The sequence below is a fragment of the Streptomyces sp. NPDC088812 genome, assembly GCF_044750285.1.
In the GTDB taxonomy this organism is placed as follows: domain Bacteria; phylum Actinomycetota; class Actinomycetes; order Streptomycetales; family Streptomycetaceae; genus Streptomyces.
The window spans coordinates 112,518-125,856 of record NZ_JBIVJP010000026.1 but is presented as its reverse complement, the minus strand read 5'-3'; the positions used below and the strand labels follow the sequence as shown (position 1 = coordinate 125,856).

At 74.3% G+C, this 13,339-nt stretch carries 10 protein-coding genes and 1 pseudogene; 6 read left to right on the top strand and 5 right to left on the bottom strand.

What is annotated here, in order from left to right:
• Positions 1-510: 510 nt before the first annotated feature.
• On the bottom strand, positions 511-1,386 hold the full coding sequence (locus ACIP67_RS36110; protein ID WP_401697580.1) for an undecaprenyl-diphosphate phosphatase: 876 nt from the start codon (positions 1,384-1,386) through the stop codon (positions 511-513).
• A gap of 343 nt (positions 1,387-1,729) precedes the next feature.
• Between ACIP67_RS36110 and ACIP67_RS36105 the strand changes: the two genes are divergently transcribed.
• Genes ACIP67_RS36105 through ACIP67_RS36095 form a run of 3 tightly spaced genes read left to right on the top strand, consistent with a single transcriptional unit; the run spans position 1,730 to position 4,526 of the window.
• On the top strand, positions 1,730-2,890 hold the full coding sequence (locus ACIP67_RS36105) for a Gfo/Idh/MocA family protein (protein ID WP_401697579.1): 1,161 nt from the start codon (positions 1,730-1,732) through the stop codon (positions 2,888-2,890).
• Positions 2,887-3,813 (top strand): PmoA family protein, encoded by a 927-nt coding sequence (locus ACIP67_RS36100; RefSeq protein WP_401697578.1) that lies wholly within the window; start codon positions 2,887-2,889, stop codon positions 3,811-3,813. The genes ACIP67_RS36105 and ACIP67_RS36100 overlap by 4 nt, the downstream gene beginning before the upstream one ends.
• Positions 3,807-4,526: a cupin domain-containing protein gene (locus ACIP67_RS36095; RefSeq protein ID WP_401697576.1), complete on the top strand. Its 720-nt coding sequence runs from the start codon at positions 3,807-3,809 to the stop codon at positions 4,524-4,526. The genes ACIP67_RS36100 and ACIP67_RS36095 overlap by 7 nt, the downstream gene beginning before the upstream one ends.
• A 541-nt stretch (positions 4,527-5,067) precedes the next feature.
• Here the strand turns inward: ACIP67_RS36095 and ACIP67_RS36090 are convergent.
• Positions 5,068-5,868, bottom strand: a complete 801-nt coding sequence (locus ACIP67_RS36090) for a TVP38/TMEM64 family protein (RefSeq protein WP_401697575.1) — start codon at positions 5,866-5,868, stop codon at positions 5,068-5,070.
• A gap of 416 nt (positions 5,869-6,284) precedes the next feature.
• Between ACIP67_RS36090 and tuf the strand changes: the two are divergent.
• Positions 6,285-7,453, top strand: a pseudogene (gene tuf, locus ACIP67_RS36085) (elongation factor Tu).
• Positions 7,454-7,649: 196 nt separating this feature from the next.
• Positions 7,650-8,495, top strand: a complete 846-nt coding sequence (locus ACIP67_RS36080; RefSeq protein WP_401697573.1) for a spermidine synthase — start codon at positions 7,650-7,652, stop codon at positions 8,493-8,495.
• A 292-nt stretch (positions 8,496-8,787) separates the two neighbouring features.
• Here the strand turns inward: ACIP67_RS36080 and ACIP67_RS36075 are convergent, their stop codons facing one another.
• On the bottom strand, positions 8,788-10,158 hold the full coding sequence (locus ACIP67_RS36075) for an MFS transporter (protein ID WP_401697572.1): 1,371 nt from the start codon (positions 10,156-10,158) through the stop codon (positions 8,788-8,790).
• A gap of 189 nt (positions 10,159-10,347) precedes the next feature.
• Complete coding sequence (locus tag ACIP67_RS36070; protein WP_401697571.1) at positions 10,348-11,370, bottom strand: hypothetical protein; 1,023 nt, start codon at positions 11,368-11,370, stop codon at positions 10,348-10,350.
• A gap of 256 nt (positions 11,371-11,626) precedes the next feature.
• Here ACIP67_RS36070 and ACIP67_RS36065 point away from each other — a divergent pair, with 256 nt between their 5' ends.
• On the top strand, positions 11,627-12,064 hold the full coding sequence (locus ACIP67_RS36065) for a DUF4442 domain-containing protein (protein ID WP_401697662.1): 438 nt from the start codon (positions 11,627-11,629) through the stop codon (positions 12,062-12,064).
• Positions 12,065-12,131: 67 nt separating this feature from the next.
• On the opposite strand, the gene galU is transcribed toward ACIP67_RS36065, so the two are convergent.
• Positions 12,132-13,100, bottom strand: a complete 969-nt coding sequence (gene galU, locus ACIP67_RS36060; protein ID WP_401697569.1) for a UTP--glucose-1-phosphate uridylyltransferase GalU — start codon at positions 13,098-13,100, stop codon at positions 12,132-12,134.
• Between the last annotated feature and the right edge of the window lie 239 nt (positions 13,101-13,339).

Sequence of the window (13,339 nt, the reverse complement as noted above, 5' to 3'; positions counted from 1 at the left end):
CCGGGAGCCGGGAGCCGGGAGCCGGGAGCCGGGAGCCGGGAGCCGGGAGCCGGGAGCCGGGAGCCGGGAGCCGGGAGCCGGGAGCCGGGAGCCGGGAGCCGGCGGCGAGGTGCAGGTGCGCTGGGAACCCGGCCGTGAGGCCGGGCCGGCGGCCGGTGACCGACCCCGGGGGCCGGGCGGGTGGGCGAGTGCCAGGGTCGGCGGCCGGGGGCCGCTCGCCTGGAGAGGCCGGACGGGCGAGTCCAAGCACCGGTGGCCGCGCACCGACCGCCGGTGCCTGGACAGCCGGGCGGCGCAAGCGCCGGCACCCGGCCGGGCAGGGCAACCGAGCCACAGCGGCCGAGCCACAGCGGCCGAGCCGGAGCGGCCGAGCCGGAGCGGCCGAGCCGGAGCGGCCCAGCCAGAGCGGCCGACAAGGCGACCGCGCGCCGACCTCCGCCGACGGTCTCGGCCCGTCCCGAGGGTTCCCCGGCCGCCGTCCCGAGGGTTACTCGCCGCCCCGAGGCGTCCTCAGCCCGCCGACTCCGCGGCGTGCGGGCTGAGGAGGCCCGCGGCGACCAGGCCGATCAGCACGATGCCGAGCACCACGCGGTAGTAGACGAACGGCATGAAGGACTTGGTGCTGATGAACTTCATGAACCATGCGATGACCGCGTACCCGGACGCGAACGCGATCACCGTCGCGAACGCCGTCGGCCCCCAGTCCACATGGCCGCCCTCCATCGCGTCCTTCAGTTCGAAGGTGCCGGAGGCGAGGACCGCGGGGATGGCGAGCAGGAAGGAGTACCGGGCCGCCGCCTCGCGCTGGTAGCCCATGAACAGGCCGCCGCTGATGGTGGCGCCGGAGCGGGAGACGCCGGGGATCAGGGCGCAGGCCTGGCAGAGGCCGAAGATCAGGCCGTCCTTCACGCCCAGGTTGTCCAGGGTCTTGCGCTGCTTGGGCGCGCGGTGGCGCCCGCTCTTCTCGTCGCGGGCCGCGAGCCGGTCGGCGATGCCGATCACGACGCCGACCACCACGAGCATGGTCGCGGTGACCCGCAGATCACGGAAGGGACCCTCGATCTGGTCCTTGAGCGTGACGCCGAGCACGCCGATCGGGATCGAGCCGACGATGACCAGCCAGCCCATCTGGGCGTCGTGGTCCTTGCGCATCGTCTTGTCGAACAGCGAGCGGGACCACGCCGAGAGGATGCGCCCGATGTCCTTGCGGAAGTAGATGAGCACCGCGGCCTCGGTGCCGATCTGGGTGATCGCCGTGAAGGCGGCGCCGGGATCCTCCCAGCCCGAGAAGGCTGCGGTCAGCCGCAGGTGCGCGCTGGAGGAGACGGGGAGGAACTCGGTCAGCCCCTGGACGAGTCCGAGGATGAGGGATTCAAACCAAGACATGAGGTTACGGAGTCCAAGTGCCGATCGGAGAGGGGGCGACGGACCCGGCGGGCCGCCGCACGAGGTGATCAAATGGTGTGTCGAAGGGCAGCGTAGCGTCCCCCGGCGACAGGCCGGGCACAGGGGTTTCGAAGGGGGCCGCGGAGGGGAGGCGCGCGTGGCAGCCGACCTGCGCGGATGTGTTGACCCACCGGTGGGCCGCCGCTTACGTTGCTGGCGCAGAGAAAGCGCTTGCTGTGCGCTCGGCGGCCGTCCTCCCCTGCCGGGCGAGGCATGGCGGCCCGGGCGTCCGCCCGCTCGCTCGCTTGTACGGTCGTTCGTCGGAGGAGTGCTGATCACGCCCATGACCCCACCCGCATCCGCTCCGCTCGCCGGCCGCCGCATCCGTGCCGCGATCGTCGGCACCGGTGCCATCGCCCGCGGCTCTCACCTGCCCGCCCTCCAGCAGCTCGCGGCGGAGGGGGAGACCGAGGTCGTCGCGGCCGTCGACATCGACGGCGCCGCCGCCGAGGCCTTCTGCGCGGAAGGCGGGGTCCCGCACGCCTACACCGACCTGGACCGCATGCTCGCCGAGCAGCGCCCCGACCTGGTGACGATCTGCACCCCGCCCACCCTGCACCGCGAGCAGAGCGTGGCCGCGCTGCGGGCCGGCGCCTGGGTGTGGTGCGAGAAGCCGCCGGTGCCGACCCTCGCCGACTACGACGCCGTACAGGCGGAGGAGGGGGCCGAGAGCGGCCCGTACTCCTCGATCGTCTTCCAGCACCGCTTCGGGTCCGGCTCCCGGCACGTACGGCGGCTGCTCGCCGAGGAGGCCCTCGGCCGGCCGCTGGTGGCGCACTGCCAGACGACCTGGTACCGCGACACCGCCTACTACGCCGTGCCCTGGCGCGGCCGCTGGCGGACCGAGGGCGGCGGGCCCGCCATGGGCCACGGCATCCACCAGATGGACCTGCTGCTGGACCTGCTCGGGCCCTGGAGCGAGGTGCGCGCCATGGCCGGCCGGCTCGTGCACGACGTGGAGACCGAGGACGTCTCCACCGCGCTGGTGCGCTTCGAGAACGGCGCCATGGCCACCATCGTGAACAGCGTCCTCAGCCCCGACGAGGTCAGCCGCATCCGGATCGACTGCGAACGCGCCACGGTCGAACTCACCCACCTCTACGGCCACTCCAACGCCAACTGGCGCATCACGCCGGCCCCGGACGTCCCCGTGGACCGGGCGGCCGATTGGCAGGACTTCGGACCGGACGTGCCCAGCTCGCACCTGGCGCAGCTGCGCGAGCTGGTCGCCAGCATGCGGGCGGGCGAACGGCCGCGCAGCAGCGGCACCGACGGGCGCACCAGCCTGGAACTGGTCACCGCGCTGTACAAGTCGGCGTTCACCGACACCACGGTGAGGCGGGGCGGCATCGGCCCCGGCGACCCCTACTACACCGCCCTGCACGGCGGCGCCCCCGGCTGGGCGCCGGCCGCCGTCCCGGCCGCCGAGGAGGTGTCCGCGTGACCGGTCTGCGTCTCGTCCACGCGCACGGCGACCGCATCACGGTCGCCGACCCGGTCACCGGCGTCGAACTGCTGGCCTACGTCTACCGGCCGGAGGCCGCCTGGGAGGCGCCGAAGCCGTACATCCACCCCCTGCGCACCCTCGCGGGCGACGTCGTCACCGACTACCGGCCCAACGACCACCGCTGGCACAAGGGCCTGTCGCTGACCGCCTCCCACCTCTCGGGCGCGAACCTGTGGGGCGGCAACAGCTACGTCCACGGCGAGGGCTACCTCGAACTCCCCGAGCGGGTCGGCTCGATGGCGCACGCCGGCTTCGACGAGGTGCTCTGCGAGGGCGACCGGGCCGTCATCGCCGAGCGCCTGACCTGGCACCCGTACAGCGGCGAGCTGTGGGCCGGGGAGACGCGCCGGATCGAGGTGCACGACGTCGACCGGGCCGCCGGGGCCTGGGCGCTGACCTGGACCAGTGCCATCACCAACCGCCGTGACGAGCCGCTGAGGTTCGGCAGTCCGACCACCGCCGGACGCGAGGCGGCCGGCTACACGGGCCTGTTCTGGCGCGGCCCGCGCGCCTTCCGGGACGGCCGTGTCCTCGGTCCCGAGGGGGAGGGCCCGGAGCTGATGGGCACCCAGGGCCCCTGGCTCGCCCTCTCCGGCGAGCACGACGGCACCGACGGCCACGCCACGGTCGTCTTCGCCCACGCCCCGGAGAACGACCACTCCGGCGCCCGGGGCGCCCATCCCGCCCACTGGTTCGTGCGCAACGAGCCCTTCGCCGGCATCGCCCCCTCCTGGGCGTACCACGACGAGCTGGAGCTGGCCCCCGGTGACACGCTCACCCGCCGCTACCGCGTCGTCGTGGCCGACGGGGCCTGGGAGCGGGAGGAGATCGCCGAGTACCTGCGGGACCACCCGTGGTGAGCACGCATCCGGGCCTGCCCGGCGGCGTAGGCCTCTCCCGCCTGTGCGTCTACGACTGGCCCGCCGCCGACGGCCTGCGCGGCGGAACGCCCCATCTGCACCTGGCCTGTTCGGAGGGGTACGTCGTCACCGGCGGGCGGGGCGCGGTGCAGACGCTCACCTCCTCCGGGTACGAGGTCACCCCCCTCACACCCGGCACGGTCGCCTGGTTCACCCCGGGCACCGTCCACCGGCTGGTCAACGAAGGGGACCTGCGCATCACCGTCCTGATGCAGAACGGCGGACTGCCCGAGGCGGGCGACGCCGTCCTCACCCTGCCGCCGCAGTACCTGACCGACCCGGAGACCTACGCCGCCGCCACCGCCGTCCCGGCCGACGGGCCGGAGGCGGAGCGCGAGCGGCTCACCCGCGCCCGCCGCGACCTCGCCCTGGAGGGCTACCGCGCCCTGCGCGAGGCGGACGGCCCCGAGGCCCTGACGGCCTTCCACCGGGCCGCCGCCGCCCTCGTGCGGCCCCGGCTCACCGAGTGGCGCGAGCGCTGGCTGCGCGGCGCCCGGGCGGCGGCGGAGGCGACGGGGGACCAGCTCGACCGGCTGGCGGCCGGCGACGTCTCCCACCTCGCCGCCGCCCTCGTGGGGTCGGAACAGCCGGTGGAGCAGGGAAGGTTCGGGATGTGCGGACGACTGGACGTGTACCCGTCACCGCAGTCGTGAGGCGGGCCGTGACCACGGCCCGCCCCCGGGAACGGAGCCGAGCGACAGCTCGGCGCTCCCTGGTTCACGGGACGCTCCCCGACCGGCTCCTGGCCGGTTGTCGGCTGGCCCCTGGCTGAGCCCCCGGTCGGTCCTCGATCGGCCCCTGGCCGGACCCTGGCCGGACCCTGGCCGGTCTCCCGGCCGGGCAGGGGCGCCCCTTGGAGGAACGCCCGGTAGGCGTCCGCGGCGTCCTCCTCCACGACCGGTCCCTCCGGCCCGTACCGGGTGTCGCTCCGGTCGCGTCTCGGGCCGGAGATCCAGAAGTCCTCACCGGTATCGACGTCGCGGAAGTTCGCGTCGAACAAGCCCAGACCCGTCCCGCGCCGCAGTGTCCGTCCACCGAAGTACGCCGTCCTCCAGGTCCTGGAGAAGTCCACCCACCCGATCCACGAGGGTCCGCGGTCGATGTCGTAGCCCGTCTTGACGTGCACGAACATGAGTCTGCGAGGCATGCTCACAGCTCGGCCGATCGTGCTGCCGAGGCCAACCGGTGCGGACGTCACCGCCGTCGCAGGTGGTGGCGTTTGCGCCACGCCACGACCGTGCCGGCCAGCGCGGGCACGGTGATGCCGGCCAGGGCGATCAGGAACCCCGGCGACGTGGGGGAGGAGGCACTGGCACCGGCGACCACGTAGGCCGCCGTGTTCGGGACCGAGCCGAGCGCGGTCGCGACCAGGAACGGCAGCCAGCCCATACGGGACACGGCGGCGCAGTAGTTCGCGGCCCAGAACGGCACCCCCGGGAACAGCCGCGCCGCCAGCATCGAGCGCAGCCCGTGCCGGCTCAACTGGCCGTCCGCGGCCCGCAGGAGCCGCCCCCGCAGCAGCGGCCGCAGGGCGTCCTGGCCGAGGAGCCGGCCGAGCCCGAAGGCGACCCCGGCGCCCAGCACGGTGCCCCCCAGCGCCGCGCCGAGCCCGAGCTGCCAGCCGAACAGCGCGCCCGCGGCCAGGTTCAGCAGCGGCCGCGGCACGAACGCCACCGTGCACAGCCCGTACGCGACCGCGAACACGAGCGCCGCCGTGGCGCCGCCCAGCTGGGGCGGCCAGCCGTCCGCGAGCAGCTTCTGCGGTTCGAAGAGCAGCACGCTCGACGCGGCCGCCGCGAGCAGCGCGACCAGCAGGGAGAGACGGGACCACGGCGACAGCAGCACTCTCGTGCAGCGCGCGCCGACACCGGCGGGCCCGGGCCCGGGCGGCGGTGGGAGCAGGACGGGCACGGGGGCGGGGACGAGGAGCTCCGTGGCGGCGGCCCGGGGAGAGGCCGTGGCGGTGCCCCCAGAGCGGGTGGTGGCATCGAGCATCCGGCGACACTAACCGACGGACGCGTGTGATCGCCGTATGGAGCGTCCCAGCACCGTCACAGCTATGGGAACGGACGGAGCAGCGGAGGGCCCGTCGGACGGCGTCCGCGCCGACGCCGTCCGGAAGCGCCGACCGGGGGAAAACCAGTCGACACCGGTCGGACCGTCGGCGAGGATCGCCCCATGTTCCGGTACGCCTTCGTCCTCGCAGCATCCGCCGTCGCGGATGCCCCGAAGGCTGCCGTCCCCGTTCTCACGGCCGCAGTCGACGGCGCCCGAAGCTGACCCTCTCCGGATCGTCCGGCGGACCCCGCAGGGGGAGGGTCGGAGAGTTCCCAGGGGTCCCCGTCCCGGCCGGCGTCGCCGCTGCCGGGGCCGTCGCTCAGCACCCTTCCTGAGAGCTTCGAGGTACCGCCATGCCCAAGACGGCATACGTGCGCACCAAACCGCACCTGAACATCGGCACCATGGGACACGTCGACCACGGCAAGACCACGCTGACCGCCGCCATCACCAAGGTCCTCGCCGAGCGCGGCGCCGGAACCTTCGTGCCGTTCGACCGCATCGACCGCGCCCCCGAGGAGGCGGCGCGCGGCATCACGATCAACATCGCGCACGTCGAGTACGAGACCGACACCCGGCACTACGCGCACGTCGACATGCCGGGCCACGCCGACTACGTCAAGAACATGGTCACCGGCGCCGCGCAGCTCGACGGGGCGATCCTCGTCGTCTCCGCGCTCGACGGGATCATGCCGCAGACCGCCGAACACGTCCTGCTCGCCCGGCAGGTGGGCGTCGACCACATCGTCGTCGCCCTCAACAAGGCCGACGCGGGGGACGAGGAGCTGTCCGACCTCGTGGAGCTGGAGGTCCGCGACCTGCTCTCCGCGCACGGCTACGGCGGTGACTCCGCGCCCGTCGTCCGGGTCTCGGGGCTGAAGGCCCTGGAGGGCGACCCGCGGTGGACGGCGTCCATCGACGCGCTGCTCGACGCGGTCGACACGTACGTGCCGATGCCCGAGCGGTACGTGGACGCGCCGTTCCTGCTGCCGTGGAGAACGTGCTCACCATCACCGGCCGGGGGACCGTCGTCACCGGCGCGGTCGAGCGGGGCACGGTACGCGTCGGCGACCGGGTCGAGGTGCTCGGCGCCGGCCTGGACACCGTGGTCACCGGAGTGGAGACCTTCGGCAAGCCGATGGAGGAGGCCCAGGCCGGGGACAACGTGGCGTTGCTGCTGCGGGGCGTGCCGAGGGACGCCGTCCGGCGGGGGCAGGTGGTCGCGGCGCCGGGGAGCGTGGTGCCCCGGCGGCGGTTCACCGCCCAGGTGTACGTGCTGTCGGCGGGGGAGGGCGGCCGTTCGACGCCGGTCGCCTCCGGGTACCGGCCGCAGTTCTACATCCGTACGGCGGACGTGGTCGGTGACATCGACCTCGGCGAGGCGGCGGTGGCGCGGCCCGGGGAGACGGTCACCATGACCGTCGAGCTGGGGCGCGAGGTCCCGCTGGAGGCGGGACTGGGTTTCGCCATCCGTGAGGGCGGGCGGACCGTGGGCGCCGGGACCGTGACCGCCGTCGTGTGAGGAGGGGAAAGGGACGGGGACGGGCTCGAAGAGGGGTAAGGGCTCGAAGGGCCGAGAGGGCCCGACGGGCACGGGGGCGGGGACCGGCAAGCCGGTCCGCGCCCCCGGGCGGCCTGTCCGCCGACCCCCGACCGGGCGCCGGTTCACGGTCCCCCCGGGCGCCTCCGGGGTGCCCTGGCGCGGGCACAATGACAGGGTGAGCGAAGCCATACCCGTCACCCGAGCCGTCGACCACGGCACCGCCAAGCTGATGCCGGACGTGGACCGGGCGCGGGCATGGCTGCTGACGGTCGACGGGGCGCCGCAGTCGTACGTCGACCTGGACGAGCCGACGCACCTGGAGTTCGAGTACGCGCGGCGGCTCGGGCACGCCCTGGACACCGTCGCCGAGCCGGGGCGGCCCTTGGACGTGCTGCACCTCGGCGGCGGGGCGCTCACCCTGCCCCGGTACGTCGCCGCGACCCGGCCGGGCTCCCGGCAGGACGTCGTCGAGGCCGACCGCGGCCTGCTGGAGCTGGTGGCCGACCACCTGCCCCTCCCGGCCGGCAGCGGCATCACCCTGCACGCGGCCGACGCCCGGACCTGGCTGGAGGCTGCCCCGGCCGGCTCCGCCGACGTGCTCGTCGCCGACGTCTTCGGCGGCTCCCGTGTCCCCGCCCACCTGACGTCCCTCGCCTACGCCCGCGAGGCCGGCCGCGTGCTGCGCGCCGACGGCGTCTACCTGGCGAACCTCGCGGACGCGGCGCCGTTCGCCTTCCTGCGCCCCCAACTCGCCACCTTCGCAGCGGTCTTCGAGGAACTCGCCCTCATCGCCGAGCCGGCGGTGCTGCGCGGCCGCCGCTTCGGCAACGCGGTCCTCGTCGCCGCCCACCACCCCCTCGACGTCACCGCCCTGGCCCGCCTCGCCGCCTCCGACGCCTTCCCGGCCCGCGTCGAACACGGGTCCGGGCTGCGGGGCTTCGTCGGCGACGCCGTACCGGTGCGGGACGAGGAGGCGGTCCCGTCGCCGGAGCCGCCCGGCGGGGCGTTCGGCATCGGCTGACCACCGGCCGCCGACCGCAGGTGAGCTCCGCGCACACCGGGCGACCGGGACGCGCGGTGGCCCGACGCCCTCGCCGGACGAGGGCCCGACGCCCCGGGCCTCAGCCGCTGCCGGGCCCCGTCTCCGCCGCCCCGGCCATCCCTTCGTCCGCCCCGTGCGAGTCCTGTTCCGCCCGGTGAGGGTCCCGCCCCGGGCCTCAGCCGCTGCCGGGCCCCGTCTCCGCCCGTCCGGCCATCCCTTCGTCCGCCCCGTGTGGGTCCTGTTCCGCCCGGTGCGGGTCCCGCCCCGGGCCTCAGCCGCTGCCGGGCCCCGTCTCCGCCGCCCCGGCCATCCCTTCGTACGCCCGGTGCGGGTCCTGGTCCCCCCGGTGCGGGTCGTCCTTCTCGGCCGGGTCGCCACCGTCCGGCTCGCCGCGGCCCACGGGCCGGGTACGGCGGGTCAGACGGCGCACCTCGGGCACGCACAGCACCGCCGCCGTGACGACGACGACCAGTGTGGCGCAGCCCCACAGGGCGGCCGTGCGGCCGAAGGCGGACTCCGCGGGGCCCGCCAGGGCCGTGGCGAGGGGGACCAGCGCGACCGACCCGAACCAGTCGTAGGCCGAGATCCGGGAGAGTTTGTCCTCGGGGATCTCCTGGTGCAGCGTGGTCATCCAGGAGACGCCGAAGACCTCCAGGGTGACCCCCGTCAGGAGCATCACCGCGCACAGGACGCCCACCGGGACGGGAACGGCGAGGGCCGCGGACGGCAGCGCCAGGGGGAAGACGCACAGGGTGCCGGCGAGGAGCAGACGGCGGGGTCTCCAGCGGGTCATCAGCACGGCACCGGCCACCGTGCCGGCCCCGAAGAAGCCCAGGGCGAGGCCCCAGGGGGCCGCCCCGCCCAGATGGTCCCGGGCGACGAGAGGGCCGTAGACCGCGTCGGCGGCGCCGACGACCGCGTTCGCGATCGAGAACTGCAGGACGATGCCCCACAGCCACGGCCGGCCGCTGAACTCCCGCCAGCCCTCCCGGAGATCGGCCAGCACGCCACCGCCCCGGACGCGCGCCGGCAGATGTCCGACGTCGAGGAACGCGCGCAACGCCCCGGCGAGCGCGAACGCGGCGGCGTCCGCTGCGAGCACCCAGCCCGGTCCCACCACGGCGACCATCGCACCGCCGAGGGCCGCACCGGCGAACACCGCGCCCTGCATCGCCATCCGGAACAGTGCGAACGCCCGGCCGGCCTGCTCGCCCTCGACGCACGACAGCAGCATGCCCTCGGCGGCGGGGCTGAAGAACGCCTGGCCGGTGCCGCCCAGCGCGGTCAGCAGCATCATCTGCCACAACCGGGGCTCGCCGGTGAGCACGAGCACGGCGAACACGGCCTGCGAGAGGCAGTTGAGGGCGTTGGCCGCGACCATCACCCGGTGCCGCGGAAGCCGGTCGGCGACCGCGCCGCCGATCAGCAGGAACAGCACCAGGGGCAGGGTGCGGGCCGCGGCCACCAGACCCACGTCGCCGCCGTCGCCCCCCGTCTCGATGACGGCGAACGCGGCGGCGATGAGGGCGCCGTGGCTGCCGAGGCCCGTGACGAACGCGGAGGCGGTCAGCAGTCTGTAGTTGCGGCCCGCCCAGGCGGGTCCGCGCAGGCGGGAGCGGAGGTCGGCGGCGGCAGAGGTCACCGGCCGACTATCGCCGCCCGGCCACCGATCTGCCAAACCGTTTCACCTGCTGTGCCGCACGGCCCGACGTGCCGTGGACCGGCCGATGGGCCGCCCGGCCCGACATGCCGTGGACCACCGGCACGCCACCCCGCCCGATCTGCCGTGGACCGCCGCGTCCGGCGCCGGCCGTCCTGCGTCATTCCTCCGTCAGCCTTCCGTCGGCTCGCCGTGCAGCCGTACCGTGCTGAGGATCTGCATGATCGTCGCGTCCGGCAGTTCGTCCTTCACGCCCTTGGCCGTGTACAGGTTCCAGGAGACGTAGTCGCCCTTGGAGTTCTTGAAGCCGAACGTGATCGCCTTGCCGTCGGAGGCGCACTTGCCCGTCTGGGGCGTGTTCGTCGACCGGGCCCATCCGTAACTGCCCTGGATGCCCGAGGCGGTCGTGTACGCGGTGGCCTTCTCGTCGAACGTAAGGCTCTTCTTGTCCGGCTGGGTGTAGCCGCCGAACACCCACCAGGCGGGCGTGTTGATCGCGATCTCGTCGGTGTTCTTGGCGCCTTCGGCGCCCTTGGTGCCGGCGATGGCGAGCGCGGTGTCGTCGGTCGTGCCGTCCTTGTCGTCGTCCTCCGTGCACCACTTGGACTTGTACTCGACGGTGCCCGACTGGATGATCGAGTCGTAGCCGTCGGGCTGTTCCTCGTCCTCCCACTCGAAGCCCTGACTGAGGGTCGGCGACTGGACCTCCCAGTCCGCCGGCACGTCGAAGGCGACCCCGCGCTTGGGGTTCACAACGACCTTCCAGCCCGCGACGGTCGGCTCTAGGGTCTCGGTGCCGCGCGGGTTGTCGTCCGTGCCGGCCGACGACGAGGCGGAGCCGCTCGGATCGGCGGACACGGTGGGGGTCGGGCTGCTCTTGCCGGTACCGCCCTCGGCCTGGTCCTCCTCGTCTCCGCCGAGCACCAGGAAACCGGTGACACCGGCGGCCGCGACGACGGCCGTGGCCGCCACGATCGCGATGAGCTTCGTCCGGTTGCCACCGCCCCCGCCGCCGGTCTGCGGGGGCCCCGCGGGCGCCGGAGCACCCCACTGCGCCGTGGGCGCATAGGGGTTGGGCTGCTGGTAGCCGGCCTGCTGGTACGGGTTGGGCTGCTGGTATCCCGGCTGCTGGTACGGATTGTTCTGCGCCTGCGGGTTCTGCTCTCCCCCGGGCGGCTGCTGTCCTGGCCACATGGCCTGAAACCCTAGTGCCGTCCCGGACACGAATGGGTCACCACCCCTTGTCAGGGACGTACCGAATCGGCGGTCCGCCTCGGCGGCCGGCCGCCCGGACCCGTGGACGGCCCGTGGACGACCCGTGGACGACCCGTGCGGTGGCCGTGATCCCGAGGGGTCCGAGCGCCGTGGCACCCGGCGACCGTCGCTGCGGCACGGCTCTGGTGGGCGGCTGCTACTCGTGGGTAACATCGCTGTCATGAGCGCAGACCAGATGTCCATCGGCGAGATGCTCGCCGCCACGGTGCCCATGGCCCGGACCCTGAACCTGGAGTTCCTCGAGACCGGGCCGGAGAAGGCCGTGGTGGCCCTGCCGGACCGGAGCGACTTCCACAACCACGTGGGCGGGCCGCACGCCGGGGCGATGTTCACGCTCGGCGAGTCCGCCAGCGGGGCGATCGTCCTCGCCGCGTTCGGCGACCAGCTCTCCCGCGCCGTGCCGCTCGCCGTCAGCGCCGAGATCGCGTACCGCAAGCTGGCGATGGGCGCCGTCACCGCGACCGCGACCCTCGGCCGCCCGGCCGCCGAGGTCGTCGCCGAGCTCGACGCCGGCGAGCGCCCCGAGTTCCCGGTGCGGATCGAGATCCACCGGGGCGACGGGGCGGTCACCGGTGAGATGACCGTCGTGTGGACCCTGCGCCCCAACGGCTGAGCGGAGCGGCGTGGGTCGGCCGCCTGCCGCCGGGTGGGGGCGCCTCCCGCCCGGCGGGTGCCCGTCGTCACGCCGCCCGTCGCTCCGGTTCCGCCCGGTTCGCGGCCAGCTCGTCGGCGGTGTCCTCCAGCCCGGCCACGAACTCCTTCAGCCAGGCCACGAACTCCGGGCCCAGGTCGGGCCGGTCGCAGGCCAGCCGGACCACCGTGCGCAGGTAGTCGGCCTTGTCGCCGGTGTCGTAGCGGCGGCCGGAGAAGACCACGCCGTGCACCGTGCCGGTCACGGCCAGCTCCTGGAGGGCGTCGGTGAGCTGGATCTCGCCGCCGCGTCCGGGCGCGGTGCGCTCCAGGACGTCGAAGACCGCCGGGTCGAGGACGTAGCGTCCGATGACGGCGTACCGGCTCGGCGCGTCCTCGCGGGCCGGCTTCTCGACGAGACCGGTGACGCGTACGACGCCGTCCTCACCGGCGGGCTCGACGGCGGCGCAGCCGTAGAGGTGGACCTGCTCGGGCGGCACCTCCATCAGGGCCACCACGCTCCCGGCGTACCGGTCGCGGATTTCCAGCATCCGGCTGAGCAGCGTCTCGCGCGGGTCGATGAGGTCGTCGCCGAGGAGGACCGCGAACGGCTGGTCGCCGACGTGGTGGCGGGCGCACAGCACCGCGTGGCCGAGGCCCAGCGGATCGCCCTGCCGGATGTGGTGGATGTCGGCCAGGCGCGCCGGGTCGCGGACCGCGTCCAGTCGTACGGTGTCGCCCTTGGCCACCAGGGCCTGCTCCAGCTCGAAGGCGTGGTCGAAGTGGTCCTCGATGGCCCGCTTGTGGCGGCCGGTGACCATCAGGACGTCGTCCAGGCCGGCCGCGGCGGCCTCCTCGACGACGTACTGGATGGCCGGCTTGTCGACGACCGGAAGCATCTCCTTCGGGGTCGCCTTCGTCGCGGGCAGGAAGCGGGTGCCCAGTCCGGCCGCCGGGACGACCGCCTTGCGGACGCCGGGCGCGGGCGGGGCGACGGAGGGGGAGTGAAGGGCGCTCATGGTGATCATGCTGGCTCACAGGTTTGGGAGTATCCCGGGAGTCACCCAAGAGGTTGCTGTGCGGCGGACGCACCGGTGAACCCCCGCCCACGCGGGCGTGGACCGGAGGTGGACGGACGGGGAACCGGGCCGGCGGTCCCGGGCGAGCCGGTAGGCTTCCTGCGGTGCGCCCGCTCGTGGCGCACGGCACGCACCGGTCGCACCGGTCGCACCGGGGAGGACCGGGAGGACCGGGAGGA